The sequence below is a fragment of the Undibacterium sp. WLX3042 genome (assembly GCF_049544825.1).
Taxonomy (GTDB): domain Bacteria; phylum Pseudomonadota; class Gammaproteobacteria; order Burkholderiales; family Burkholderiaceae_D; genus Undibacterium.
Window position 1 is genome coordinate 271,515 of record NZ_CP186698.1, and the last position, 24,958, is coordinate 296,472.

22 protein-coding genes and 1 tRNA gene are annotated in these 24,958 nt (G+C 50.5%); 15 read left to right on the forward strand and 8 right to left on the reverse strand.

Features of this window, described 5'->3' with window-relative positions:
- Positions 1 to 10: 10 nt before the first annotated feature.
- Positions 11 to 1,948, reverse strand: a complete 1,938-nt coding sequence (locus ACPAOP_RS01220; protein WP_423709010.1) for a dynamin family protein — start codon at positions 1,946 to 1,948, stop codon at positions 11 to 13.
- Positions 1,949 to 2,049: 101 nt separating this feature from the next.
- Complete coding sequence (gene mutM, locus ACPAOP_RS01225; protein WP_423709011.1) at positions 2,050 to 2,871, reverse strand: bifunctional DNA-formamidopyrimidine glycosylase/DNA-(apurinic or apyrimidinic site) lyase; 822 nt, start codon at positions 2,869 to 2,871, stop codon at positions 2,050 to 2,052.
- Positions 2,872 to 3,055: 184 nt separating this feature from the next.
- Between mutM and ACPAOP_RS01230 the strand changes: the two genes are divergently transcribed.
- The 7 genes from ACPAOP_RS01230 (at position 3,056) to ggt (ending at position 10,410) form a co-directional block, all read left to right on the forward strand.
- Positions 3,056 to 4,903: a tetratricopeptide repeat protein gene (locus tag ACPAOP_RS01230; RefSeq protein ID WP_423709013.1), complete on the forward strand. Its 1,848-nt coding sequence runs from the start codon at positions 3,056 to 3,058 to the stop codon at positions 4,901 to 4,903.
- Between the two features lie 120 nt (positions 4,904 to 5,023).
- Positions 5,024 to 5,617 (forward strand): lipoprotein insertase outer membrane protein LolB, encoded by a 594-nt coding sequence (gene lolB, locus ACPAOP_RS01235; protein ID WP_423709014.1) that lies wholly within the window; start codon positions 5,024 to 5,026, stop codon positions 5,615 to 5,617.
- Positions 5,614 to 6,468, forward strand: a complete 855-nt coding sequence (gene ispE, locus ACPAOP_RS01240; protein ID WP_423680727.1) for a 4-(cytidine 5'-diphospho)-2-C-methyl-D-erythritol kinase — start codon at positions 5,614 to 5,616, stop codon at positions 6,466 to 6,468. Before lolB ends, ispE begins: the two co-directional genes overlap by 4 nt.
- Positions 6,469 to 6,540: 72 nt before the next feature.
- Positions 6,541 to 6,617 (forward strand) — tRNA-Gln (locus ACPAOP_RS01245).
- A gap of 121 nt (positions 6,618 to 6,738) precedes the next feature.
- A complete protein-coding gene (locus ACPAOP_RS01250) occupies positions 6,739 to 7,701 on the forward strand; it encodes a ribose-phosphate pyrophosphokinase (RefSeq protein WP_423680726.1) in 963 nt (320 codons plus the stop codon).
- 115 nt (positions 7,702 to 7,816) lie between these two features.
- Positions 7,817 to 8,416 (forward strand): 50S ribosomal protein L25/general stress protein Ctc, encoded by a 600-nt coding sequence (locus tag ACPAOP_RS01255; protein WP_423680725.1) that lies wholly within the window; start codon positions 7,817 to 7,819, stop codon positions 8,414 to 8,416.
- A gap of 221 nt (positions 8,417 to 8,637) precedes the next feature.
- Complete coding sequence (ggt, locus tag ACPAOP_RS01260) at positions 8,638 to 10,410, forward strand: gamma-glutamyltransferase (RefSeq protein ID WP_423709964.1); 1,773 nt, start codon at positions 8,638 to 8,640, stop codon at positions 10,408 to 10,410.
- 244 nt (positions 10,411 to 10,654) lie between these two features.
- Here ggt and ACPAOP_RS01265 read toward each other — a convergent pair whose 3' ends face one another.
- Entirely contained in the window at positions 10,655 to 11,248 is a 594-nt protein-coding gene (locus ACPAOP_RS01265) for a 5-formyltetrahydrofolate cyclo-ligase (protein WP_423709015.1), read from the reverse strand.
- 34 nt (positions 11,249 to 11,282) lie between these two features.
- On the opposite strand from ACPAOP_RS01265, the gene ACPAOP_RS01270 reads away from it, so the two are divergent.
- The 4 genes from ACPAOP_RS01270 (at position 11,283) to ACPAOP_RS01285 (ending at position 15,978) form a co-directional block, all read left to right on the forward strand.
- Positions 11,283 to 13,265 carry a transglycosylase SLT domain-containing protein gene (locus ACPAOP_RS01270; RefSeq protein ID WP_423709016.1) on the forward strand — a complete coding sequence of 661 codons (1,983 nt, stop codon included), beginning with the start codon at positions 11,283 to 11,285 and terminating at the stop codon, positions 13,263 to 13,265.
- Positions 13,252 to 13,965 (forward strand): glutathione S-transferase family protein, encoded by a 714-nt coding sequence (locus ACPAOP_RS01275; protein ID WP_423682229.1) that lies wholly within the window; start codon positions 13,252 to 13,254, stop codon positions 13,963 to 13,965. The genes ACPAOP_RS01270 and ACPAOP_RS01275 overlap by 14 nt, the downstream gene beginning before the upstream one ends.
- Positions 13,962 to 15,215 carry a multifunctional CCA addition/repair protein gene (locus ACPAOP_RS01280; protein ID WP_423709017.1) on the forward strand — a complete coding sequence of 418 codons (1,254 nt, stop codon included), beginning with the start codon at positions 13,962 to 13,964 and terminating at the stop codon, positions 15,213 to 15,215. The genes ACPAOP_RS01275 and ACPAOP_RS01280 overlap by 4 nt, the downstream gene beginning before the upstream one ends.
- A gap of 82 nt (positions 15,216 to 15,297) precedes the next feature.
- Complete coding sequence (locus tag ACPAOP_RS01285) at positions 15,298 to 15,978, forward strand: GNAT family N-acetyltransferase (RefSeq protein ID WP_423680720.1); 681 nt, start codon at positions 15,298 to 15,300, stop codon at positions 15,976 to 15,978.
- Positions 15,979 to 16,013: 35 nt separating this feature from the next.
- Here ACPAOP_RS01285 and ACPAOP_RS01290 read toward each other — a convergent pair whose 3' ends face one another.
- Positions 16,014 to 16,517, reverse strand: coding sequence for an Lrp/AsnC family transcriptional regulator (locus tag ACPAOP_RS01290; protein WP_423680719.1), 504 nt, complete (start codon positions 16,515 to 16,517; stop codon positions 16,014 to 16,016).
- 175 nt (positions 16,518 to 16,692) lie between these two features.
- Between ACPAOP_RS01290 and hppD the strand changes: the two genes are divergently transcribed.
- Both hppD and phhA read left to right on the forward strand, forming a co-directional pair.
- Positions 16,693 to 17,808 carry a 4-hydroxyphenylpyruvate dioxygenase gene (hppD, locus tag ACPAOP_RS01295; protein ID WP_423680717.1) on the forward strand — a complete coding sequence of 372 codons (1,116 nt, stop codon included), beginning with the start codon at positions 16,693 to 16,695 and terminating at the stop codon, positions 17,806 to 17,808.
- Between the two features lie 81 nt (positions 17,809 to 17,889).
- The gene (phhA, locus tag ACPAOP_RS01300; RefSeq protein ID WP_423709018.1) at positions 17,890 to 18,786 is read left to right on the forward strand and encodes a phenylalanine 4-monooxygenase; all 897 of its coding nucleotides are present in this window, start codon (positions 17,890 to 17,892) and stop codon (positions 18,784 to 18,786) included.
- A gap of 147 nt (positions 18,787 to 18,933) precedes the next feature.
- Here phhA and ACPAOP_RS01305 read toward each other — a convergent pair whose 3' ends face one another.
- From ACPAOP_RS01305 to ACPAOP_RS01320, 4 genes are all read right to left on the reverse strand, one after another.
- The gene (locus ACPAOP_RS01305; RefSeq protein WP_423709019.1) at positions 18,934 to 19,464 is read right to left on the reverse strand and encodes a hypothetical protein; all 531 of its coding nucleotides are present in this window, start codon (positions 19,462 to 19,464) and stop codon (positions 18,934 to 18,936) included.
- A gap of 277 nt (positions 19,465 to 19,741) precedes the next feature.
- A complete protein-coding gene (locus tag ACPAOP_RS01310) occupies positions 19,742 to 20,524 on the reverse strand; it encodes a hypothetical protein (RefSeq protein WP_423709021.1) in 783 nt (260 codons plus the stop codon).
- Positions 20,525 to 20,582: 58 nt separating this feature from the next.
- A complete protein-coding gene (locus tag ACPAOP_RS01315) occupies positions 20,583 to 21,446 on the reverse strand; it encodes a lipid A biosynthesis acyltransferase (RefSeq protein WP_423709022.1) in 864 nt (287 codons plus the stop codon).
- On the reverse strand, positions 21,443 to 22,303 hold the full coding sequence (locus tag ACPAOP_RS01320; RefSeq protein WP_423709023.1) for a lysophospholipid acyltransferase family protein: 861 nt from the start codon (positions 22,301 to 22,303) through the stop codon (positions 21,443 to 21,445). Before ACPAOP_RS01320 ends, ACPAOP_RS01315 begins: the two co-directional genes overlap by 4 nt.
- 220 nt (positions 22,304 to 22,523) lie before the next feature.
- Between ACPAOP_RS01320 and metK the strand changes: the two genes are divergently transcribed.
- Both metK and ACPAOP_RS01330 read left to right on the forward strand, forming a co-directional pair.
- Positions 22,524 to 23,705 carry a methionine adenosyltransferase gene (gene metK, locus ACPAOP_RS01325; protein WP_423680711.1) on the forward strand — a complete coding sequence of 394 codons (1,182 nt, stop codon included), beginning with the start codon at positions 22,524 to 22,526 and terminating at the stop codon, positions 23,703 to 23,705.
- Between the two features lie 26 nt (positions 23,706 to 23,731).
- Complete coding sequence (locus ACPAOP_RS01330; protein WP_423709024.1) at positions 23,732 to 24,646, forward strand: M14 family zinc carboxypeptidase; 915 nt, start codon at positions 23,732 to 23,734, stop codon at positions 24,644 to 24,646.
- The last annotated feature ends 312 nt before the right edge of the window (positions 24,647 to 24,958 follow it).

The following is a 24,958-nucleotide window of genomic DNA, read 5'->3' on the forward strand; positions in this document are numbered from 1 at the left end:
AATTCTCAACTTATGCCGCGACCTTGATGTTTTTCAGGTCGGCGTTCAATGCTGCTTGCAAATTGTCCTGCATCTGTTGCAAGCCCTGCTTCTGTGCCTCAATTTCCGTCTGCAGGGCTTCAAATGACGCAATCCTGTCTTCCAGACTGTCCGTCGCGACGTGAATACGTTGTATCGACTGCATGCGGTTTTTCAGCTGGCTTTTATGCTCACGGATCTGCGCTTCCAACGGTGCCATCACCACTTTCTGCCAGGCTTCCACGTCTTTATTTGCCTGTAAAAAATTTTGTTTGACACGTGCCGCAACAGAATCGAAAAATTTGCGCATCAGGGCAACACGGGTATTCGTCAGCATGGACGTCGCATTAAATTGTTTCTGATACACGACTTCAATCGCATCGAGTTCCTTGATGTACTTATCCAGAGAAAACGGCATCGGTGCAGATAAAGCCAGACCATGCTCAGTCGAAAATTTACGATACATCACGACCATCATTTCCGAGATTTCATCCGTCTTCTTATTGGACTCAATCAGATTCAGACGAACCTGTGCAAAAAAGTGTTTGATCGAATCGCGCAGGCCCAGCGACAAATAGCTTTTCTCCATCGCTTCGCGCGTCTTACGTATTTCTTCGCGCAAAATATCCATGCCCAGATTCGTGTAAACCTCAGTCGACAAACGCGTGAATACCGAGCGAGTTCCCTGCATGCGGATCAGACTGGCGTCAAACTCTTTTTTCTCGGCATCGACACGTTTCATCATGTGTTCAATGACATTCATATTTTTACCGCGCAGCCCCTTGAGCTCCAGCATCTGTTCCACCACATTACGGCTGCGCGATGAAATGACAGCCTGTTGTGCAGCAGCGATTTCGTGAATGTCGGATTCGAGTTGAGCGCGGATGATGTCTTGTTTTGCCGGGATTAACTCTTTAGATAACGCGTATTCCAGCACTGGTAAACGGGTTTTTGCCAGTAAAGGTGCATCCTTGTTGATCTTCGCAACCAGTCCTTTTTGCGCGGAAACCGGGAAAATCTGTTTTTCTTCAATCCCCAGCGTGTGCGCGACAGTTACGACCTGACGCGCCAGTTGCTTCTCAATTTCTTCCGGTGTACGCAACTCGTCCCACATACTGTCGATCTTATTCAGTACGACCATGCGTCCCGGCCCGCCACCGATGTGGTTACGCCAGACATCGATATCGCTCTTGGTCACACCGGTATCGGCAGCCAGTATAAACAAGACGGCATGCGCATTTGGGATCAGGTTCAACGTCAGTTCAGGCTCGGTACCAATCGCATTCAGACCCGGCGTATCAACGATGATCAGGCCTTCTTTCAACAAAGGATGAGGGAAATTCACGATCGCATGACGCCACTGGGAAATCTCGACCATACCGTTTTCGTCAACTTCCAGCGCCGCATCCGGATCATCTTCATCAAACAAACCATATTGCTTGGCCATCTCGACGCTGACTTTTTTAGTCAGACTGACTTGCTTGAATGCTTCCAGCATACCGTCGCCGGAACTGATGTTCAGCGGCAACACTTTCCAGACGTGGTTCTGGCCTTTATATTCGCTGGTGGACTGCGCCTCTGCGCGAGTCTCTATCGGCAACAGACGAATACATGGCGGAATCGTGTCGTCATACAGTAATTCTGTCGGACACATCGTCGTACGGCCAGCAGACGAAGGCAGGATACGCTGACCGTAATCAGCGAAGAATATCGCGTTAATCAGTTCCGATTTACCGCGCGAAAATTCTGCGACAAAAGCAATCGACAATTTATCGTCAACCAGACGCTCCATCAGACGTGCAAGACGCTGATCTGTCGCCGTATCGGCCATTTCCGATCCATTCGTCCAGGCACGATACTGTTCAAGCGCCCGCACAACTCCCTTGCGCCACTCACTGTATTCTTGGAATTTCTGGACCAGATTACTCATGTTTCCCTCGGTTAATTTCTTATTCATTCAAGTATATATGGGTGAACGAAAAAATACCCGTAAAACAAGCTTACGCTGACAATTCAAAGCATAAATGCGATTTATTTCTGACAATGCGGACAATAAAAGCTGCTGCGTTGACCTTGTACAATTTTGCGCACAGTATGACCGCAAAGGCGGCAATCTTCGCCCGCACGATCATAGACGAAATAATGCTGCTGAAAATAACCGCTTTGCCCATCCACCCCGACAAAATCTTTGAGAGTACTGCCGCCTTGTTGTATCGCCGCCGCCAGCGTTTCGCGTATCGCCTCTGCAAGAAGACGGTAACGCGCAAGGCTGATACGTTTTGCCGGCGTCTTCGGATTAATTTTCGCTTTAAACAGACTTTCTGACGCATAAATATTGCCTACGCCGACCACGATATCGCCCGCCAGCAATACCTGTTTGACAGCAGCGCTGCGCTGCCGGGTCTGGCGAAACAATAATTCCGCATCGAACTGATCTTCCAGCGGTTCAACACCCAGATTTTTCAGCAAAACATGATGATCGAGATCACCATCGGTCACAGCATGCCAGAGCACCGCGCCAAAACGACGCGGATCGGTCATACGCAATGCATTCTCGCCGACAATGATATCAATATGATCGTGTTTCCCTGCCGGAGTTGTCGCTGGCAGGATACTTAAATGTCCCGACATTCCAAGATGAATCAGCAGCGTACCATGCTGAAAATGGAGTAACAGGTATTTGCCGCGCCGACCGGTCGCCACGATGGTATGGTCTTGCAGCAAGGCAGGCAAATCTGCAGGAAAAGGCCAGCGTAAGCCAGCGCGTCGCATGATCACAGCGCTCACGCGCTGCCCCGTCAAATGGGGTGCGACGCCGCGGCGTGTCACTTCAACCTCAGGTAATTCAGGCATAGTCCGGAACTTTTATATCAATGAAGTTTCTAATTTTGCAGAGTTCAGAAAGTACGGCGGCATTCATGTGCGTGAACATGAGTCATCGTTATATACAATTTGAAACAGGGTCAGGCGTGTCAGCTCCCACGCGCTGGCTAGTTCGGCGTAAAATCAACTATCCACAGTTCATTTCGGGTTCGTCTTGAAAACTATCTCAGCATTTGTCACCACATCTATTGTATCCGTACTTCGTCCGGCGGCTTACCTCAGCTGCGCTGCGCTGCTGTCTGCCTGCGCCGGGATTGGCGGATTACACAACCTCAAATCCGAAGACACCCATCATGTCAGCGATGCGGCGAAAGCTGCACTGTCTGCAGATAAAGATCTCAACGGTGCCAGCCCGGCGATCGTCGAAAACAAAGATAAACTGCCTGCGGTCGCACTGACAGATGAATTGCTGTACAAAATCCTGACTGCAGAGATCGCCTATCAACGTGGCAACTGGCAGGCAGCGTACATTACCCTGATGAGCACCGCGCAGCAAACGAGTGACCCGCGTCTGGCAAAACGTTCAGCGGAAATCGCCCTGAGTGCAAAACAGCCCGGAGAGGCACTGGCAGCAATCCGTCTATGGCGCGAGCTGGCACCGGGCTCGAATGAAGCGACCCAGTATTATCTGGGCTTCATGGTGATGAACAATAATCTGGCCGAAATTCAAAAAGTTTTTTCTGAAAAACTCAGAGAAGCTGATCCGAAACAATACGGCGTCATTATGTTGCAAACCCAGCGTTTGCTGGCACGGGCTCGCGATAAAAATGCCGCATTTGACGTTCTGGAAGAAACCCTTGCCCCCTACAAATCACTACCGGAAGCGCATCTGGCACTGGCGCAAGGCGCTTACAGCAAGGGCGACAACAAGCGTGCCGTCGAAGAAGCGCAGCTGGTTCTGAAAACCAAAACCGATTCGCAACTGGCGATACTCACCATCGCACAGGCATCCTCGCAAAAGGACGCGGCAAAAGCGATGGCGGGATTTCTGGCAAAAAATCCGGATGCGCGCGATGTCCGTCTGGCCTATGCCAGTATCCTGATCGACTTAAAACAGCTGGATAAAGCCAGCGTTGAATTCGAACATATTCTGCGCGACAAACCGGATGATCTGAGTGCAATTTACACGCTGGGTTTGCTGGCGATGGAAAAGAAACAGTCACAGCAGGCAGAAGAATATTTGACGCGCTATCTGAAGATCATCGAAGCAAAAGGCGAAGAGCGCGATACCACGCCGGTGTTGCTGAATCTGTCGAGAATCGCGTTTGAACGCAAAGACTACAAAGCAGCGCAAGAATGGCTAAGTAAAGTCGAATCGTTCGACGGCCGCAACTCTGCGTGGTTTAACGTGCAGATGCGTCGCGCGAGTTTGTATTCCAGAGACGGCAAACTTGAAAATGCAAGGGTCTTACTGAAAGAACTTAAGCCGTCCAATACGTCTGAACAAATGCAGCTGATACAGACCGAAGCACAGATATTGCGTGATAACGGCCTGGTAGCAGAAGCCGCCCAGGTTTTGCAAAATGGCCTCAAATCGCATCCCGATAATGCCGATCTGTTGTATGACTACGCAATGCTGCTGGAATCGCAATCGAAGTTCGCAGAAATGGAACAGGCTTTGCGCCGCGTCATCAGTGTTGATCCAAAAAATCAGCATGCCTACAATGCGCTAGGTTACTCTTTCGCAGACAGAAATATCCGCCTGAATGAAGCACTGATACTCATAGAAAAGGCGAATGAATTGTCACCGGACGACCCTTTCATCCTCGATAGCGTGGGCTGGGTGAAATTCCGTCTTGGTCAGCTTGAGGAAGCAGAAAAAGCCCTGCGCCGCGCTTATGAATTGCGCCCTGACACCGACATCGCGGCGCATCTCGGCGAGTTGTTATGGACCCAGGGGCAGAAAGACGCGGCACGCAAAATCTGGCGTGAAGGTCGCACTAAAGACCCGAAAAACACCTCCCTGAAAAACACGCTGGAACGCCTGAATGTGAAGCTGTAATTTCTTCGTAAAAGTTTTCTGATAATGCATATACTCCGGTGGGGTATATGCATTATTTTTAATAAAGTCCAATAAAATAAAGGGCTCCAGAGCATCATGCACAGATACTCCCGAATTTTCATGCTTCTGACAAGCTTATCCGGCGCGCTGCTCAGCAGTGCCTGCAGCAGCCTTCCGAACGCTAATGTCAGCAGCACAGAACAAGCTCCCAGGGCAACCCGCAACTACCAGGAAAACATTCACCTGAACGGTAAAATCTCGGTGCGTTACGAGCACAACAACAAACCGCAAAATCTGCCCGGCAGCTTTGAGTGGGAACAGACCAGCAACAGTTTGCAAATCACATTATTCTCGCCAGTCGGGCAAACGATCGCCAGAATCACCCAGAATGGGCACGGTGCGCGACTCGAACAGGAAGGCAAAATGCCACAAGAAGCTGACAATCTGGATCAGCTGCTGTCCGACGCCTTGCGCTGGCCGCTGCCGGTCTCAGGTATGCGCGACTGGCTGCAAGGCTTTATCCGTCAGCCTGATGGCAGCAGAACAGCGCTGACAGCCAGCGATCAGACCATCAGCACCGACGGCTGGAATATCCGCTACGCCAGCTGGCACGAAACGACGAACTCCCCCAAACGCATTGATTTGAATCGCTACACCACCAATGCCGGCGAAGTCACTCTGAACATTTTTATTGAAGCGCCGCAAAATCCATGACGCAACAACTTCTCGCCTGCCCGGCGCCCGCCAAACTGAATTTATTTCTGCATGTGACCGGCCGGCGCGCCGATGGCTACCACTTGCTGCAAACTGCATTTCAACTGATAAACCGCTGCGATACGCTGGACTTTGAAGTTCGCAACGATGGTCAGATCATCCGCACTAATGACATTCCCGGCGTGCCGGCAGACTCCGATCTGATAGTGCGTGCCGCGCGCCTGTTGCAAGAAAAAACCGGATGCCCACTCGGCGCCAATCTGACACTGCATAAAATTCTGCCTATGGGTGGCGGACTGGGTGGCGGCTCCTCTGATGCGGCTACCACACTGATGGCACTGAACCATTTATGGCGCACCGGTCTGAGCAAAACTGAACTGATGTCGCTGGGTTTGCAGCTCGGTGCTGACGTACCGTTTTTCATCTTCGGCGAAAATGCTTTTGCTGAGGGCGTCGGTGAAGAATTGCAGGCAATTCAGACACCGGAACGCTGGTTTGTCGTCATCGAACCCGGCATACAAGTACCGACACCTGCAATTTTTTCGGCAAAAGAGTTGACAAGAGACACTAAGATCGTCAGAATAGCGGACTTTTCCAGCAATGCAGAAATGTTCTGGAAAAACGATCTGCAAACAGTTGCCTGCGCAATGTTTCCTGAGGTTGACGAAGCGGTTAAATGGCTGTCACAATTCGGAAACGCGAAGATGACAGGATCAGGAGCTTGTGTTTTTTGTGCTTTTGCCGATGAAGCGGCAGCAGACAAAGTAATAGAGCAGATACCTGAACGCTGGACATCTTGGAAAGCAAAAGCACTGAATCGCCATCCGATGGATGACTTGAAGCAGAAGTAAAAAAGATTTGGTCTGACGTCGAATTAACGCTAAAATAGCGGTCTATTCTGGACGACAGACAAACGGTTGAGTAGGGGAGTCGCCAAGCTGGTTAAGGCACCGGATTTTGATTCCGGCATGCGAAGGTTCGAATCCTTCTTCCCCTGCCATTAAAATTAAAGCCGCCGCATAGATTCTGCGGCGGCTTTTTTAGTTTTTACTTTTGGTTTTTTTGCAAAAAGTCTATGCAAAAAGATCAGGTCCTCAAAAATTCAGCCAATAGGTCCCGCCATGGCAAACGCGCGCGTAAATGACAACATGATGGTCTTCACTGGCAATGCCAATCCGGCATTAGCAGCTGGAGTCGTCAAACAACTGGGCATTCCTCTCGGTAAAGCAGATGTTTCAAAATTCTCTGACGGTGAAGTGATGGTCGAGATTAATGAAAATGTCCGTGGTAAAGATGTCTTCGTTTTACAATCCACCTGTGCTCCAACCAACGACAACCTGATGGAAATCATGTTGATGGTCGATGCACTCAAACGTGCTTCTGCTGGTCGCATTACTGCAGCCATTCCTTACTTCGGTTACGCCCGTCAGGATCGCCGCCCACGCTCAGCGCGTGTCGCGATTTCTGCCAAAGTGGTGGCGAACATGCTGGAAGAAGCCGGCGTTGACCGCATCATGATCATGGATTTGCATGCCGATCAGATTCAGGGTTTCTTCGACATTCCGGTCGATAACATCTACGCGTCGCCAATTTTGCTGGGCGATCTGGTCTCGAAAAACTATGACAACCTGCTGGTTGTTTCCCCTGACGTCGGCGGTGTAGTACGTGCCCGCGCTCTGGCAAAACGCCTCGGCTGTGATCTGGCGATTATCGATAAACGCCGTCCGAAAGCCAATGTGTCCGAAGTCATGAACATCATTGGTGAAGTCGAAGGCCGTAACTGCGTGATCATGGATGACATGGTTGATACCGCCGGTACGCTGACCAAAGCAGCAGAAGTATTGAAAGAACGTGGCGCCAAGAAAGTGCTGGCGTATTGTACGCATCCGGTATTATCCGGCCCGGCCATCCAGCGCATTACCCAATCACCGCTCGATGAGCTGGTGGTGACGGACACGATTCCATTATCCGAGGCAGCACGCGCCTGCCCGAAAATCCGTCAACTGTCTTGCGACAGCTTGCTGGCAGAGACTTTCCGCCGTATTACCAAAGGCGAATCAGTTATCTCCCTGTTCACGGATTAATTTTTACCGGTTTCGGCGCTGTCGTTTATCTGACGGCGCTTTTTTATGAATCCCTGGTCGCGGGGATTCTTTATCGCAAAACGACAAACCGTTTTGCATTTTTTGGAGTAACACCATGAAAGTTATCGCATTTGCACGCAAAGAACAGGGGACCGGAGCGAGCCGCCGCCTGCGCAATGCTGGCCAAACACCTGGCATCATCTACGGCGGCACTGAAGCACCAGTCGCTATCACGCTGGATCACAATGCCCTGTACCATGCATTGAAAAAAGAAGTATTCCACTCCTCCATTCTGGATCTGGAAGTTGACGGTAAAGTAGAAAAAGTTCTGTTGCGCGACTTCCAAGTCCACGCATACAAACAATTGGTATTGCACGCTGATTTCCAACGCGTTGATCCAAATAAAGAAATCCACGTTAAAGTGCCTCTGCACTTCGTGAACGCTGACGTATCCCCAGCAGTAAAAACTTCTGGCGCAGTCATCAGCCACGTAGCAGTTGAGCTGGATGTATCCTGCCTGCCAGCAAACCTGCCAGAATTCGTTGAAGTGGACCTGTCCAAACTGGAAGCTGGTCAGTCTATCCACGCATCTGGTCTGAAACTGCCAAAAGGCGTCACAGCAGTTGTACACGGTGGTGATATCACTATCGCTATCGCGACTGTACCTGCAGGTGCCGTAGCTGCTGAAGCAGAAGGCGATGCTGAAGCGAAGTAATTCTCACAAATTGCTCTCGTTTTAACGCTGTAAAAGCCACCTTACGAGGTGGCTTTTTTATTTTCACAGCAATTTGGACTCAGTCCCCTGCCCTTTCACGCATGCCGGCAAGATCGCATGCCGCCGTGTAAAAAGTGTCTATCGATATGCGATAGAAATATAGTCCCCCTCGGGCTAAGCAGATACACTATTGTCCGGGCGTTATGCCACTCACACCAGACATGACATCACGGAGAATTTGCGTGTTATTACAGAAAAAATTGGGACTGTCACTATTCTTTGCTGCCAGCATCAGCGCTGTCGGCCTCGCCGCCACGCTCCCGGCGCATGCGCAGATTGCGGCGAACATTCGATACGACACCAATTTCCCCATCATCAGCCCGGTCAGCAGTCGTCATGGAATGGTTGCAACTGAACAGGCGCTGGCCAGTGAAGTCGGTGCACAGATACTCGCGCAAGGCGGCAACGCTGTCGATGCCGCAGTCGCCACTGGATTCGCTCTCGCAGTCGTGCTGCCGAATGCCGGAAATATCGGCGGCGGTGGCTTCATGCTGATTCACGATAGTCGTTCCGGAAAACAGATCGCCCTCGATTTCCGTGAAAGCGCGCCGGCAAAAGCCCACAAAGACATGTATCTCGATGCCAGCGGCAACGTGATTCCCGGCAGTTCCACCCACAGCCATCTGGCGATAGGCGTGCCCGGCACCGTCGCTGGTCTGGAGCTTGCACTCAGCAAATACGGCAGTATGAAACTGAAAGATGTCATCGCACCTGCGATCCGCCTGGCAGAGCAAGGATTCAGCGTCACGCCTTATCTGGCCACATTGTTGCAGGCCGAACGTGATCATCTTGGAAAATGGCCGTCCAGCCGGGCGATTTTTTTCAAAGACGGACGACCATTGCAGGCAGGTGAAAAGCTGGTTCAAAAAGACCTTGCACATTCGCTGCGACTGATAGCGTCACAAGGTTCCAAAGCATTTTACGAAGGCGAGATCGCTAAAAAAATTGTCGCTGAAGTTCAGTCGCATCAGGGCGTTATTTCCGCCAACGATCTGAAAAATTACAAGGCGATAGAGCGCCAGCCAGTCAAAGGCAATTATCGCGGCTACGAGGTCGTTTCCATGCCGCCGCCCAGTTCTGGCGGTGTGCACATTATCCAGATGCTGAATATGCTGGAACACTATCCGCTCAGAGAGCAAGGTGCCAACAGCGCACAGACTCTGCATCAGCTCAGTGAAGTGATGAAGCTCGCTTATGCCGACCGTTCAGAATATCTGGGCGACCCGGATTTCTACACCGTCCCCAAAAAAGGACTGACTGCGCGCAGCTACGCCGATGAACTCGTCAAAAAAATTCATCCCGAGCGCGCCACACCCTCGGCAGAAATCAAACCAGGCCAGCCACAAGCCTATGAAAGCGACCAGACCACGCACTACAGCGTGGCCGACAAATTCGGCAACGTCGTCGCAACGACCTACACCCTGAATCTGAACTTCGGCAGCGGCATCGTCGCCAGCGGCACCGGCATCGTACTGAATGACGAGATGGATGATTTTTCCGTCAAAGCCGGCGTACCGAATGCATTCGGACTCATCGGCGGCGCTGCCAACGCGATACAGGCTGGTAAGCGCCCGCTGAGTTCGATGTCACCGACGATAGTGTTAAAAGACGGCAAACCGTTTCTGGTTACCGGCAGCCCCGGTGGCAGCCGCATCATTACCACCACGCTGCAAACGATTTTAAATGTGATCGACCACGGCATGAACGTCGCTGAGGCAACGATCGCGCCGCGCATCCATCAGCAATGGATGCCGGATCAGCTGTATTTTGAAAAAGGCATCAGCGCTGATACCTTGAAAATTCTGAGCGACAAAGGCCAGAATCTGAAACAAGCGCCAGTCATAGGAAAAACTCAGACCATACAGATCCGCGATGGCGTGTTTTACGGTTTTTCTGATTCACGCAATCCTGATGGCAAGGCATTAGGGTTTTAAAATGCGGCATTGCTGATCGCATCGCGGGGCGCATCAATACAGCTGATTGTTGCACCCTCGCCTTCCCTGTTTAGGTGCGGAATCAACTCTCCCGCATCATCAAAACACCAATTTTTTAGCATACTCCCCCTCTTTTTTATCAAAATCACGCTCTTGTCAGCGAAAAATAAGGGGGTAAATATATACTCCCCGGGAGTATATAAAGCATCTAAAACGCCGGAATAGTCATGCTGATCGAAATCACTCAGGCAAAACATCCGGCTTCGGTGATGATCTGCGTCATAGGAATGTCGTGTTCACCCGGCGCAAAGTCGGCACTGGCGCACTGGTAGGCGATGCCGAGGCTGACCGCATCTGGCAGACCGGGCAGTGTTCTGTCGTAATACCCACCGCCATAACCGAGGCGATAGAGATCGGCGTTAAAACCAACGCAGGGAATCAGCAGTGCAGCCGGCGTCACCAGATGATTACGTTGCGCCGGTAAAGGAATGCCGTAATCATCCTTCAGCATCGCATCCCCTTCGTGCCAGGCGAGAAAGCGCAAAGGTGCCTCTTTCGCGCTGACCCAGGGCAATGCGAGTTGTATACCCATTGCGGCTATTGCAGCGTAGCAAAACCGCAGATCAGGCTCGGCCTGTATCGGCCAGTAAACGGCCAGACTGGCGGGTTTTTCCTGACGGCACCACGCCAGTAAATGATCCGCAATCTGCGCATCCCATTGCTGGCGCACAGCTGCATCAAGCTGGCGACGATAATCTAATAAATATCGTCGCAAGGCGCTGCGATTCTGGTGAAGTTCTGCGAGGCTGGTGTGTCCGCTCTGAGGTGGCTGTGTCATACTGTCAGAAATAGATTTTGATAGCGATGCAAAGATGTCTGTGAAAAATAAATTAGCTCTGTGTAGCCTCGTGATCTTAGCAGGTTTAAATGTTTTGCCCTGTGCGTATGCAGCCTCTCCCAAAAAGAGTTTCATCAATGATGATGACCGCTTTATGGCCTTGCGCGATGCGGGCTTGCATGAAGATGCGGCTAGCGCCGAACAACATGCGCCGGCACTCGCGCAATATGATATTCCGTCGTATGTCGATTACTACCGCCTGCGTTCACATCTGCAGCGCGCGTCCAATGCAGAATTCCGCGAATTCCTCAGTAAATACGAAGGCAGCGCGATCGCAGACCGCTTGCGCAATGACTGGCTGCTGCTGCTGGGCAAACGTGGTGAGTGGGAAATTTTTGATCAGCAATATCCGCAGTTCGTCGTGGCTGACGATAATCAGTTACGTTGCTATGCGCTGTTATCGAGAGCATATAAACAGCAGAAAGTCGCCAGCGAAGCTAAAGCCTTGCTGAATGCACCGCGTGATTACGGCGAAGGCTGCCACAGTCTGGTCAGTTATCTGGTGGCAAACGGCCAGCTGAGTCAGGCAGATTTATGGACACAGATACGCATGGCAGCAGAAAACGGTGCCGTAGCACTCGCACAGCGACTGGGGAAACTGCTGGATTTGCCGGAAAAAAAACTCAGCGCGGCACTGGAGAAACCGGCGAGTCTGTTAAAAACCGGGCCGGATAATAACCGGATCTCCAGAGAATTATTCGTCATCGCGCTGGGTCGCGCAGCAAAATCTGATCCCGAAGACGCCGCAGAAAAATTGTCGCGTTTCAGCGCCAAACTCAATGACACAGAGAGAGCAAACGCATGGGCACAGATTGCCTTGCAGTCGGCACTGAAATTAGAACCGGAAGCGCTGGTCTACTGGGTGCGCGCGGACGGTGCCACCTTGTCTCAGGAAGCCTACCAATGGCGGGTGCGTACTGCCTTGCGTGAAGGCGACTGGAAAATCGTCAAGACAACAATCGCGCTGATGCCAGCCGCGCTGAAAAATGAACCAGCATGGATTTACTGGCTGGGACGTGCGCTGAAAGCCGAAGGCAAAAACGAAGAAGCGCGGCAGTTATTTGCCAGCATCGCCGATCAGATTCATTTCTATGGCCAACTCGCGCTCGAAGAAAACGGTCAGAAAGTCGGCGTGCCCCTGACTTCCAGACCGGTCACGGCAGAGGAGCTGGCGGCGGTGGAACGCAATCCGAATTTACAACGTGCGCTGAAATTTTATTCCATGAATCTGCGACTCGAAGGCACGCGGGAATGGAACTGGGAATTACGCAAAATGACAGAGCGGCAGCATCTGGCTGCAGCAGAACTGGCGCGTAAAAATAATATGCTCGATCGCATGGTCAATACCTCCGACCGCACCCGGGGCGAATTCGATTTCAGCCAGCGTTACCCGACTCCGTTCAATGACAGCATGTATAAAACCACGCAGGCGCTAGGACTCGATATGGCATGGGTGTATGGACTGATTCGTCAGGAATCGCGGTTCGTCATGCATGCAAAATCCCATGTCGGCGCATCCGGGCTGATGCAGATCATGCCAGCGACCGCGCGTTATGTTGCAAAAAAAATCGGGCTCGGCAATTTTGTACCGGAACAGGTCAATGATATCGACACCAATATCGCTCTCGGTACCAATTATCTGAATATGGTGCTGACCGATCTGGGTGGTTCACAGGCACTGGCGTCTGCAGCCTATAACGCCGGCCCCGGGCGTCCGCGCGCATGGCGGGCAAAACTGACGCGACCGGTAGAAGGCGCCATTTTTGCTGAAACCATTCCGTTTGCAGAAACCCGTGGCTACGTCAAAAATGTCCTGTCCAATGCCACTTATTACGCGGCCTTGCTTGAAAAAAAACCACAATCACTGAAAGCCCGTCTCGGCATCGTCGTGCCTAAAGGCATGTCTGCCAATGATGCCGAAATACCTGATGAGTCAACAAATAATGCAAGATACTGAAATGCTTCCCGCGCTGGCTGCGCTGATGGATGAACGCCGTTCCCGCATGGTGCTGGTGATAGGAAATAAAAATTATTCATCATGGTCCATGCGCCCCTGGGTGACCATGAAAGCCTTTGGCATTCCGTTTGAAGAAATCCGTATTCCTCTCGATCAGCCCGATACCACGGCAAAAATTGCCGAATATTCGGCGGCCGGAAAAGTACCGGTACTGATTGCCAACGATATTACGGTCTGGGACTCAATGGCAATCTGCGAGTTTTTAGCCGAACAGTTCACGCTGCTGAATTTATGGCCCGAAGACACTGCAGCGCGTGCATTTGCACGCAGCATCTGCGCTGAAATGCATGCAGGATTTTCTTCGCTGCGCTTTGACATGCCGATGAATATCCGCGCAGAGCTGCATGGCAAAGGCCATACTCCCGGCGCACAGGCAGACATAGGCAGGATTTGCGAAATCTGGGAAGATTGCCTTGCACGCTTTGGCGCGCATGAATTTTTGTTCGGCAACTTCTCCATCGCCGACGCGTATTTTGCTCCGGTTGTGATGCGCTTTAAAACCTACGGCGTCTCCCTCGCGCCTGCGCTGCAGGCCTATGCCGACCGGGTCTGCGCCCACCCGGCAGTCGCGCAATGGATACGCGAAGCCAACGCCGAAACAGAATCAGCTCCCTGGCACGATGCCCGCCCGACGCAATGAGCGCAAAGCAAACCTATATCGTCGGTGGCGCGGTACGTGATTCCCTGCTGGGACTGCCAGTGCAGGACCGGGATTATGTCGTCGTCGGCAGTACGCCGGAAGAAATGATCCGGGATGGTTTTCAGGCGGTGGGTAAAGATTTTCCGGTGTTTCTGCATCCGAAAACCCACGAAGAATATGCGCTCGCGCGCACCGAACGCAAAACAGCCGGAGGCTACAAAGGCTTTGTTTTTCATACCGATGCCAACGTCACACTGGAACAGGATTTAATCCGTCGTGATCTGACGATCAACGCCATGGCGCAAGGTGCCGATGGTCATATCATCGATCCGTATGGTGGTCAGCAGGATTTGCAGCGACGTGTATTCCGCCATGTTTCTGCCGCGTTCGAAGAAGACCCGGTACGCATACTGCGGGTTGCCCGCTTTGCGGCGCGCTTTGCCTTGCCGCCGCACAACTTTACTGTCGCGGAAGAAACCAATGCCCTGATGCAAAAAATGGTGGCAGCGGGTGAAGTCGATGCACTGGTGCCGGAACGCGTCTGGCAAGAGCTGGCGCGCGGTCTGATGGAGGTCAAACCATCGCGTATGTTTGAAGTCTTGCGCGCCTGTGGTGCTCTCAAACGATTACTGCCCGAGCTGGATGCGCTGTGGGGCGTGCCGCAACCGGAAAAACATCATCCTGAAATTGATACCGGTGTGCATGTCATGCTGGTTGTCGATTACGCCGCACAACAGGGTTATTCGTTACCTATCCGGTTTGCTGCTCTGATGCATGATCTGGGTAAAGGCACGACTCCGCCTGAACTCTGGCCAAAACACCACGGTCACGAGGAACGCAGTGCAAAGCTGGTCGATATTGTCTGCCAACGCCTGAAAGTACCGTCAGATTGCCGCGATCTGGCATATATGACGGCACGTGATCACGGCAATGTCGGGCGTGCTTTCGAAATGCGTGCATCGACTATCGTCGATTTTCTGACCCGTAACGATGCCTTCCGCAAACCGCAACGTTTTATCGAGATGCTGCGCGCAGCCGAATGTGATTGCTTTGGTCGCCAAGGTTTTGAAAATAAAGAATTTCCACAAACTGCCTTTTTAGAACAAGTGCTCAATGCAGCGCAGCAAGTGAATGGCGGTGAAATCGCACAGCTATGTAAAGATCAGCCCAAACGCATTCCCGACGCCATACGCGAGGCCAGAATTGCGGCAGTGCAACAAATTAAAAAAGAATCTCCCCTCTCACATTGACAATGTTTTCTGGAATAATCAGGTCAGATCACCTACAATGCGTTGTGCGCTGCACAAATTCCTTTTGCAGTAAGGACATATCATGAATCCTACCGATATTTTTCCTATAAATTTCAGTGAACATTCCGGCAGCAGCAAGCCAACGATCCATGTCAAAGAGCTGTCGGAAAAAGACCGGCATCGTATCCTGAAACATTTTCTGGCACTGGAAGAGAGTGATCGTTTACTACGTTTCGGTACCTATCTGCCGGATGCCATGATAGAAAAATATGTGAACGGCATCGATTTTTCGCGGGATAAAGTGTTTGGCGTACTGAGCCATAACTTCCGTCTGGTAGGCGTCGGGCATCTGGCATTTGCGCCACGCAGTGAAAAAGATGAGGCTACCGATAAAGATACGGTCGCGGAATTCGGCGTGTCGGTATCGAAATCAGCGCGCGGCAAAGGCGTCGGCGCCAAACTGTTTGAACGCGGCGCGATTCATTGCCGCAATGCTGATGTAGACACTTTGTATATGCACTGCCTGTCGTCAAATCAGACCATGATCCATATAGCAAAAAAAGCTGGCATGGAAATTCAGCGCGAATACGGCGAGGCTGACGCCTATCTGAAATTATTGCCAGCCGATGCTGTCAGTGTGCTGAAAGAAGCCGTGCAGGAACAGGTTGCAGCGATTGATTATTCCATCAAAGCCAATACCCGCGCGGCTGTGAAATGGCTCAGACACTTGCCGGGTATGAACGGCCATCCTGAAAAAAAATAACATCACTATTCCCTCTTGCACACGCTGATTCAGCTTCAGGCCACGCCCAGTACGGGCATGGCCGTCGTCTCTTTAATCTGCTGTAATGCAAAGCTGGATTTCACATCCAGCACTGCCGGATGGCGTAACAAGGTTTCCATCATGAAGCGTGAAAAATGATTCATGTCTTCGACATGGACGCGCAATAAATAGTCCATTTCCCCGGTCATCGCGTAACACGCCACCACTTCCGGCCACTGTCCCACCGAGGCGGAAAAATCGTCCCGGGGCGAGCGTGAGCCGCTTTTCCCAGGCAGATCATTGTGTTTTTCCAGACGTACATTCACATAGGCCAGCAGACCCAGACCAATCTTTGCCGGCTCCAGCAACGCCACATATTTGCGTATCACCCCGCTCTCTTCAAGTCGCCTGATCCGACGCAAACAAGGTGAAGGCGAGAGATTGACGCGTTCTGCGACCTCCTGATTCGTGAGCCGGCCATCGGCCTGCAAGATCGCCAGAATTTTGCGGTCAATTTTATCGAGTGGAATTTCAGCCATTATCTGCCAACATTAAAATTTAATAAGGCATATTATTGCTCAAATTGTAAATATCTTGAGTTGTTTTGAAATTTAATGGCGCATTTGCCCGACTATACTGCTGGTTTGACCTACATCAAAACACGCGTCACGACGTGCTGATGCAGACCCGGACAAATTAATACAGGAGACATGCATGACTTTCCAGACTTGGGAAAACCCGATGGGGACAGATGGTTTCGAATTCATCGAATACGCGGCACCAGACCCGAAAGCACTCGGCGAATTATTTGTCACGATGGGTTTCACCGCCATCGCAAAACATCGTACCAAAGATGTCACACTGTACCGTCAGGGCGATGTGAATTTCATTATCAACGCTGAAAAAGACTCTTTTGCTCAAAAATTTGCGCGCAAGCATGGTCCGTCGGTATGCGCTTTCGCATTCCGCGTCAAAGATGCTAATGCCGCCTACAAACGCGCGCTGGAATTAGGCGCCTGGGGTTTTGATAATAAAACCGGCCCGATGGAATTAAACATTCCTGCGATCAAAGGCATCGGTGATTCATTGATTTACTTCGTCGATCGCTGGCACGGTAAAGATGGCGCGCAACCCGGCGCGATAGGCAATATCAGTATCTATGATGCTGATTTCGTTGCGATTCCAGGAGTTGATTCCAATCCGGTTGGACTGGGTCTCACCTACATCGATCACCTGACCCACAACGTGCATCGAGGCCGCATGAAAGAATGGGCAGATTTCTACGAAACGCTGTTTAATTTCCGCGAAATCCGCTACTTCGATATCGCCGGCAAACACACAGGTCTCAAGTCAAAAGCGATGACATCCCCTTGCGGAAAAATCCGTATTCCTATCAATGAATCGTCGGATGACAAATCACAAATTGCCGAATATCTCGACCTGTATCAGGGCGAAGGCGTGCAGCATATTGCCATGGGTACAGACGATGTTTATGCAACCGTCAGCGGCATGAAAGCCAGTGGTGTTGCATTCCAGGACACGATAGACACTTACTACGATCTGGTTGATCGTCGCCTGCCCGGCCACGGCGAAAATCTGGAAGCCTTGCGCAAGTTACGGATTCTGATCGATGGCAAGAGCACGGAAACATCGCGTGAATTATTACTGCAGATTTTCACGACTACAGTAATCGGCCCTATCTTCTTTGAAATCATTCAGCGTAAAGGCGATCAGGGTTTCGGAGAGGGTAACTTCCGCGCATTGTTTGAATCGATTGAGCTTGATCAGATCCGTCGCGGAGTACTGAAAGACGACAAAGCGACAGCATAAAATTTCTGTACGGATGTGATGTGAATGACCTCAAAAGGCTGACCGGTTTCTGGTCGGCCTTTTGTCAAAGAGAGACAATCTATGGACAACATCAACACAAACAATATGACCGTCAGTAATGAAGAATTTCTGGCAACTGTCGCTGAAAAATCTCATGGAGCAGCACTGCGCGGTGACTATGAACATGCCGATTCGCACTATGTCGTCAAACAACATTGGCAGGCTTATACCGAGGCAGAACACGATCTCTGGCGCGCCTTATATCAACGACAGATGTCGCTGTTACCGGGACGCGCATGCGACGAATTTATTGATGCCTTACATAAAATGAATGCAGCCGATGGCATTCCTGAATTTGAAAAAACATCGCGTGCATTATTTGCAGCAACTGGCTGGACTATCGTCGCCGTTCCCGGCCTGATTCCTGAACTGACCTTCTTTGAACACCTTGCCAATCGCCGCTTTCCGGTCACCGTCTGGCTGCGCAAACCCGAAGAATTCAATTACATCGTTGAACCCGATGTATTCCACGATTTCTTCGGACATGTGCCCATGTTGTTCAATCCGGTATTTGCCGATTACATGCAGTTGTATGGCAAAGGCGGTTTAAAAGCGATGCAGCTGGGTGGTCTTGAACAACTGGCGCGTCTGTATTGGTACACCGTGGAATTTGGCCTGATCAACACCCCGCAAGGCTTACGTATTTACGGTGCAGGTATTTTATCTTCCGGTGGTGAAGTCGAATATTGCCTGACACCGGGCACGAGTTCGCGGCATATCCATCTGAACATACAACGGTGTCTGAATACCTTATATAAAATCGATACATATCAGGAAACCTACTTTGTCATTAACAGCTTCCAAGAATTATTTGAGGGTACCGCGACAGATTTTGCACCGTACTATGAACAACTGAAACAAGGTCAGGCGTTACCAGCCAATACCTTGTTGCCTGACGAAAAAGAACTTTTAGTGTAAATCCTTTGTGTTTACAAAGTCTGCGAAGCACGAACGCCGGAGAGTAATTCCCCGGCGTTTTTTTATGTGGATCGCTGAATATTTTCCATTTTTCAAACCTGGATAAAATTTTTCAACACCTGTTAACGCGGTTGACGTTCAACTCCGCTATTGCGCAAAACGGTCAACACGACTGTTTTGTAAACGTTGTAATGCCAGCGCTTGCCACGCAGGACTGGCATACGCCAGCATTAGATTTCTTTGCAGACCATGCCACAAACCCGCATCCAGATCCAGTTGCAGTGCTTCCAGATAATACGCACTAACCAGCAAAAACTGCCGCCGGTAAGGAAGCAAACAGAGATGCGGATCGGACTGCAGTTGCATCTCTGCATCGGCGTAATTGGCATACCAGAGGTTACTCAATCCAGCAACTTCCGGGCCATGCCAGAAATCCCCCATATCGTCACCCGCTTGCGCCTGACCAGACAGCACGTGGCGTGCATGCTCCCAATGAGAAAAACCAATATCCGCCGCGGCCAGATTAAAACAATGGCGCAGTTGCCAGCCGTCAGGAACATCCCAGCGCTGCTGGCGGCAAAGAACCTGCGCACGCTTGTGCGCATTAGCATTGTCGTTTTGTAGCAGTGTTAACCACAGACGGGCGCGAGTTTTGAGTTCGTTGATTAAAGCATTCATGTCCGCGCTCCCTGAGTAAGGCAGACAGTAAAAGGAAATAGTGCAGAAATATACAAGGTCAACATGATGAGCTCAGATTCGTTATCTGACGACCCGCTACGTCAAACGAATTTCGCTTATCACATTAAAAGATGGCAGCAACAGCATCGTCAGTAACGACACTAATACAGTGGCTGCAAAGATAAAGGGTGAGAACCTCTTGTGCGGGAAGGCGCCCCTTGGCACCTGTGCCGCGATTGTAAAGTCAGGCTAAAGCGATTGTCAATCAGACTGTTTCTTACTCAACAAAATCACCAATCAGCTCGATTCCCAGTGCTTCACCCAACGCATCAAGCGCAGCCTGATCTGCCGGATAAGGATAATCTGTGATGCCCTTAACACCATATTTCGTCAGCATGCTCTCGTTGGGAAAATAAACTTTTGACGTAGGTCGAACAACTTTGAGCTGAAATTTTCTATTCGCCATTGATTTCTTAAGAAAGCGTGCCAATTCATCCTTGCTGGTAAATGTATGCACTTGCTTATCATCATCAAACTCTAACTCATAAATGAGTGAGCTAGTCGCAATAGTCAATAAAGCGGATATATGTATCAACCTCGGGTCAAAACCAACTGATCGGTAAAATAACTCTTGATCATTTGCCAGCTTATCTATTTCAGATCCTAACTGCCCTTTCTTCGCGCTCTCAGCCTGAAGCTGGTTTTCCGCAGGATCTGGTGCACCGCCATGAAAACCAAGCACAGCGCCAGGCATGAGCTTTTTCTGCGCTGCTGCTACAAACAAATAATTGGCACAGCTAGATAAGCAATAATCCTGTACCTGTAACGTAACCTGATGATTACGAATTGCACTGGCTACTTCCAGTGCATCTTTGACGCTTCCCCCCTCAGAGCTGATAACAATTGATGAGATACCGCTATGAATTTGGTCTATCAAAGCCCGCGCAGACGCATTTTCAATTTTGCCTTTAAAAAATATCGTATTTTGCTCGCGGTGTAGTTCAAACGTCTGCTCCGCCTTGGCCGGCGCACAAGATATTAGTGCCAGATAAATCAGCACGCGCCAACCCGCTTTTTCCCAAGTTTATATAAGCATAAGAAATCTATAAGAAAAAACATCAATACACGCCGGCACCACCTTCCGGCCGTGTCTTAAAGCGTTTGTGTGCCCAGAAATATTCAGCCGGCGCTTTCAGGATTTCCTGTTCAATGAAGGCATTCATCTGACGCGTTGCTGCGATCATATCCTCACCGGGATAATTCTCCCACGGTGCGTGGAAAGTGACTTTCCATCCGCGGTAATCTGGCAGCATGGTCGCGATCACCGGCACCACTTTTGCACCGGTCGATGCAGCAAGGCGGGGCAATGCCGTCAGCGTTGCGGCAGGCACACCGAAGAAAGGCACGAACTCGGCATTTTTTTTGCCAAAATCCATATCAGGCAACATGAAATAAGGCAGCCCTTCATGCATCGCACGGATAATCGGCTTCACGCCATCGGCGCGTGAAAATAACTTCACTGGACGAAACCGTGAACGGCCGCGACGCAAAGCGAGATCAAACACTTTATTTCTCTGCTCGGTATAAATCGAGCATAAAGATGACTCCAGCATCACAGCAACACCAGCAACATCCAGACAGACAAAATGCGGACACATCAGTATCGTCGGCCCCTGTTGAATCACATCCAATGGAACGGCTGGTTCAATCTGAATCAAACGCTTCAGGCGACGTTCTGACGCCCACCAGAGAATGCCGCGCTCCAGCACACTGCGCGCGTACATCTGAAAATGCTGGCGTGCGATGCGCGTTCTTTCTACCTCACTCAGATGCGGCAAACAGAGTCGCAAATTGGTCAGCGTAATATGGCGGCGTTTGCGTATCAGGAAAAACAATATGCTACCGACGCCCTCGCCCAGGCGCCCCAAAATCGGCAAAGGCAGCCAATGCAACAGCCACATCAGCAACAGCACCGCCCTCATGCCTGCCCCTCGGTTACATCAGCATCGGGACCACTGACGCCATCCGGCTTTTTGTAGCGGTTATAACTCCAGAAATACTGCTCCGGTGAGCGTGCAATTAATTTTTCCATACTGCGATTAATCGCTTCTGCCTGTTGTACCGGATCGCTTCCCAGCTCTTCCTCAAAAGCCGTAAAACGTACGATATAGCCACGACCGTGTGGCAAACGTTCAGCATAAGTCAGAATAATCGGCGCACCGTTCATGCTGTGTAGCTTGGCTGACAAAGTCATCGTGTAAGCAGGTTTGCCGAAAAACCTTGCCCACACGCCCTCACCTTCCTGCGGTACCTGGTCCGGCAATAAACCAATCGCTTCGCCTTTTTTTAGGGCTTTTGCCATGATCCGCACGCCGGATAAATTGGCAGGGGCCAATAATAAATTCTCGCGCGCGCGGGCGCCTTCGATCAAAGGCTTCAACGCCTCTTTACGTGGTGGTCGATACATCACTGTCAAACGGGTGCGCACTGCAATTGACTGCGCGACAATTTCAAAACAGCCTAAATGCGGGGTCAGAAAAATCACACCTTTTTTCGCATCCAGTGCCTGTTGCACCAATTCCCAGTTTTCCAGACGGGCAGTACGCAAAACACGGTCAGGTCGCGCGCACCAGATAAAAGGTAACTCGAGTATATTTTTTCCGGCCTCTTTGACCGCATCGCTTAATTGCGCCGAAAACCCTGCGCGCTCCAGATTTTCCCGCAAACGGCGACGATAAGAACCTGACAACAAATACACGATACGTCCCAATACTGCGCCAATCAGATGCAGTACAGAAAGCGGGAAAATCGACAAAAATCGGAAAAGAATGACAAGCATGACGCTGCTCAAGAATAGGTAAAAAAAAGAGGGGTATTCGACAGAAATCGAATAGAGAGCGTAAAATATCACACATTGGCTGGCTGTTGAGGTTCTGACAGCAGGCTACCGCCGAGTTAACAGACAACTTGCGAGGCGGTTTATAAAATTCGCTAAAGCGTCGCAGGATCTCTTTTCGACTGCGGCACAATTTTTACGGTCATTTTTACAGGAGCCTGCGATGGCAAATGATTTTCTTTTTACCTCAGAATCGGTCTCTGAAGGACATCCCGATAAAGTCGCGGATCAGATTTCCGATGCAATTCTTGACGCTATTCTCGAGCAGGACCCATACTCACGCGTTGCGGCTGAAACGCTGACGAACACAGGCTTAGTTGTTCTCGCCGGAGAAATTACAACGCAAGCCAACATTGACTACATTCAGGTGGCGCGCGACACGATCAAACGTATCGGCTATGACAATACCGAATATGGTATCGACTACAAAGGTTGCGCAGTCCTGGTCGCCTATGACAAGCAAAGTAACGATATTGCACAAGGTGTGGATCGCGCCAGCGATGACTATCTGAATATCGGTGCGGGTGATCAGGGTCTGATGTTCGGCTACGCTTGCGATGAAACACCTGAACTCATGCCAGCGCCGATTTATTATGCACATCGTCTGGTGGAACGTCAGGCACAGTTGCGTAAAGACGGTCGTCTGCCGTTCCTGCGTCCGGATGCGAAATCCCAGGTCACCATGCGTTATGTCGATGGCAAACCACACAGTATAGATACAGTCGTGCTGTCGACCCAGCACAGCCCGGATCAAAGTGAAACACCGACTAAGATGAAGCAATCCTTCATCGATGCAGTGATTGAAGAAATCATCAAACCGGTACTGCCTAAAGAATGGCTGCAAGATACCAAGTACCTGATCAATCCTACCGGTCGCTTCGTAATCGGTGGCCCGCAAGGCGATTGTGGTCTGACCGGTCGTAAGATCATCGTGGATACCTATGGCGGTGCTTGCCCGCACGGTGGCGGCGCATTCTCCGGTAAAGATCCTACAAAAGTGGACCGCTCTGCGGCTTACGCTGCACGTTATGTGGCGAAAAACGTAGTTGCCGCTGGTCTGGCGCGTCAATGCCAGATTCAGGTTGCGTATGCGATCGGTGTTGCGCGTCCGATGAACGTCACGGTCTATACCGAAGGTACTGGTGTTATTCCTGACGAAAAAATCGCCGCGCTGGTCAATGAGCATTTCGACCTGCGCCCGAAAGGCATTATCCAGATGCTGGATTTACTACGCCCGATTTATTCTAAGACCGCGGCTTACGGTCACTTCGGCCGCGAAGAGCCAGAGTTCACCTGGGAACGTACTGATAAAGCAGCTATTTTGCGGGCTGCAGCAGGGCTGTAATTTTTGTAGCAGGAGTTGAAGTAGCGATGCAATGGTTTTTATGGAAAAGTAAAGTCATTGCATCGCCCGGCAAAAAATCGGCACAACTCTGTTCGATGCTGATACCCGCTCTGCTTCTGCATTCTGCGTTTGCGATGCCCGTCCCCAAGACAAAAACTGCGACAGACTGGTGCACGCCGCTGGCGCTCAGATTACCGGGGATCAATGTTAATGACTGCCTCAAGAGTAAGTTAATACCGGCTGGTGCAAATTCACTCAATGGTTTTCCCTTACTGTCGCGTGACTTACGTGCAGATACCAAATATCCGCACGCGATCAAAATCTTAATGCTTGGCGGTATTCATGGTGACGAACAGACTGCATCGGCCATCGTGTTTAAGTGGCTCGAGAATATCCAGAAAAATGAAGTGACCGAGTTTCATTGGAAAATCGCGCCGGTCGTGAATCCTGATGGCTTGCTCGCTGCAAAGCCGCGCCGGGTCAACGCGCGTGGTATTGATCTGAACCGTAACTTCCCGACCCCGGAATGGGAAAAAGAAGCGCCTGCCTACTGGGCTCGCGTAACAAGAAAAGACCCGCGTCGCTATCCGGGTAAAACACCAATCTCAGAACCGGAAAGTCGCTGGGTGTATGACACCATCGAAAAATACAAACCGGATGTGATCATTTCTGTTCACGCGCCGTATGGTGTACTTGATTTTGATGGTCCGAGTAAGCCACCGAATCGCTTCGGCAGACTGATTTATAACCGTGTCGGCGTTTATCCCGGGTCACTGGGAAACTACAGCGGTCTGCATAAAGACATTCCAGTCGTCACCATAGAATTACCTCATGCAACGCAAATGCCACCAGAAGCCGAGGTACAACGGATCTGGCAGGACATGCAGAAATGGATACGTCAGAATATTGCAGCACCAGTGCGTACCGCACGCAATCCTTAAGTAAAAGTATTTTCAGAATTCCGTTGCAAAACAGGACGGTAGCATTTTCATGCACCAAAATCGTTATAGCGGCGAGCATGCCTGAATCCTCAACTTACGCATGATGACCGAACACAATGCAGAAAAAATATTTGTTATTTTTTTCTGAACATGGGGAATTTTTTTAAATATGGCGAATCTGAGGTTTTACTGATCGGAATCAACACGCCCGCTTCCAGTATAAGTTATTTAAACATATTGGCTTTTCTGTCAAGTCCGCCTCCATCCCCACTCCTCTCATTACATAATATTTAGTAAAAATATTTTTAACTA

What these genes read in the sequence shown, in the direction of transcription:
- ACPAOP_RS01220 (WP_423709010.1), bottom strand. Translation starts at nt 1,948, where the DNA reads ATGAGTAATCTGGTCCAGAAATTCCAAGAATACAGTGAGTGGCGCAAG.
- mutM (WP_423709011.1), bottom strand. Translation starts at nt 2,871, where the DNA reads ATGCCTGAATTACCTGAGGTTGAAGTGACACGCCGCGGCGTCGCACCC.
- lolB (WP_423709014.1), top strand. Translation starts at nt 5,024, where the DNA reads ATGCTTCTGACAAGCTTATCCGGCGCGCTGCTCAGCAGTGCCTGCAGC.
- ispE (WP_423680727.1), top strand. Translation starts at nt 5,614, where the DNA reads ATGACGCAACAACTTCTCGCCTGCCCGGCGCCCGCCAAACTGAATTTA.
- ACPAOP_RS01250 (WP_423680726.1), top strand. Translation starts at nt 6,739, where the DNA reads ATGGCAAACGCGCGCGTAAATGACAACATGATGGTCTTCACTGGCAAT.
- ACPAOP_RS01255 (WP_423680725.1), top strand. Translation starts at nt 7,817, where the DNA reads ATGAAAGTTATCGCATTTGCACGCAAAGAACAGGGGACCGGAGCGAGC.
- ggt (WP_423709964.1), top strand. Translation starts at nt 8,638, where the DNA reads ATGACATCACGGAGAATTTGCGTGTTATTACAGAAAAAATTGGGACTG.
- ACPAOP_RS01265 (WP_423709015.1), bottom strand. Translation starts at nt 11,248, where the DNA reads ATGACACAGCCACCTCAGAGCGGACACACCAGCCTCGCAGAACTTCAC.
- ACPAOP_RS01270 (WP_423709016.1), top strand. Translation starts at nt 11,283, where the DNA reads ATGTCTGTGAAAAATAAATTAGCTCTGTGTAGCCTCGTGATCTTAGCA.
- ACPAOP_RS01275 (WP_423682229.1), top strand. Translation starts at nt 13,252, where the DNA reads ATGCAAGATACTGAAATGCTTCCCGCGCTGGCTGCGCTGATGGATGAA.
- ACPAOP_RS01280 (WP_423709017.1), top strand. Translation starts at nt 13,962, where the DNA reads ATGAGCGCAAAGCAAACCTATATCGTCGGTGGCGCGGTACGTGATTCC.
- ACPAOP_RS01285 (WP_423680720.1), top strand. Translation starts at nt 15,298, where the DNA reads ATGAATCCTACCGATATTTTTCCTATAAATTTCAGTGAACATTCCGGC.
- ACPAOP_RS01290 (WP_423680719.1), bottom strand. Translation starts at nt 16,517, where the DNA reads ATGGCTGAAATTCCACTCGATAAAATTGACCGCAAAATTCTGGCGATC.
- hppD (WP_423680717.1), top strand. Translation starts at nt 16,693, where the DNA reads ATGACTTTCCAGACTTGGGAAAACCCGATGGGGACAGATGGTTTCGAA.
- phhA (WP_423709018.1), top strand. Translation starts at nt 17,890, where the DNA reads ATGGACAACATCAACACAAACAATATGACCGTCAGTAATGAAGAATTT.
- ACPAOP_RS01305 (WP_423709019.1), bottom strand. Translation starts at nt 19,464, where the DNA reads ATGAATGCTTTAATCAACGAACTCAAAACTCGCGCCCGTCTGTGGTTA.
- ACPAOP_RS01315 (WP_423709022.1), bottom strand. Translation starts at nt 21,446, where the DNA reads ATGAGGGCGGTGCTGTTGCTGATGTGGCTGTTGCATTGGCTGCCTTTG.
- ACPAOP_RS01320 (WP_423709023.1), bottom strand. Translation starts at nt 22,303, where the DNA reads ATGCTTGTCATTCTTTTCCGATTTTTGTCGATTTTCCCGCTTTCTGTA.
- metK (WP_423680711.1), top strand. Translation starts at nt 22,524, where the DNA reads ATGGCAAATGATTTTCTTTTTACCTCAGAATCGGTCTCTGAAGGACAT.
- ACPAOP_RS01330 (WP_423709024.1), top strand. Translation starts at nt 23,732, where the DNA reads ATGCAATGGTTTTTATGGAAAAGTAAAGTCATTGCATCGCCCGGCAAA.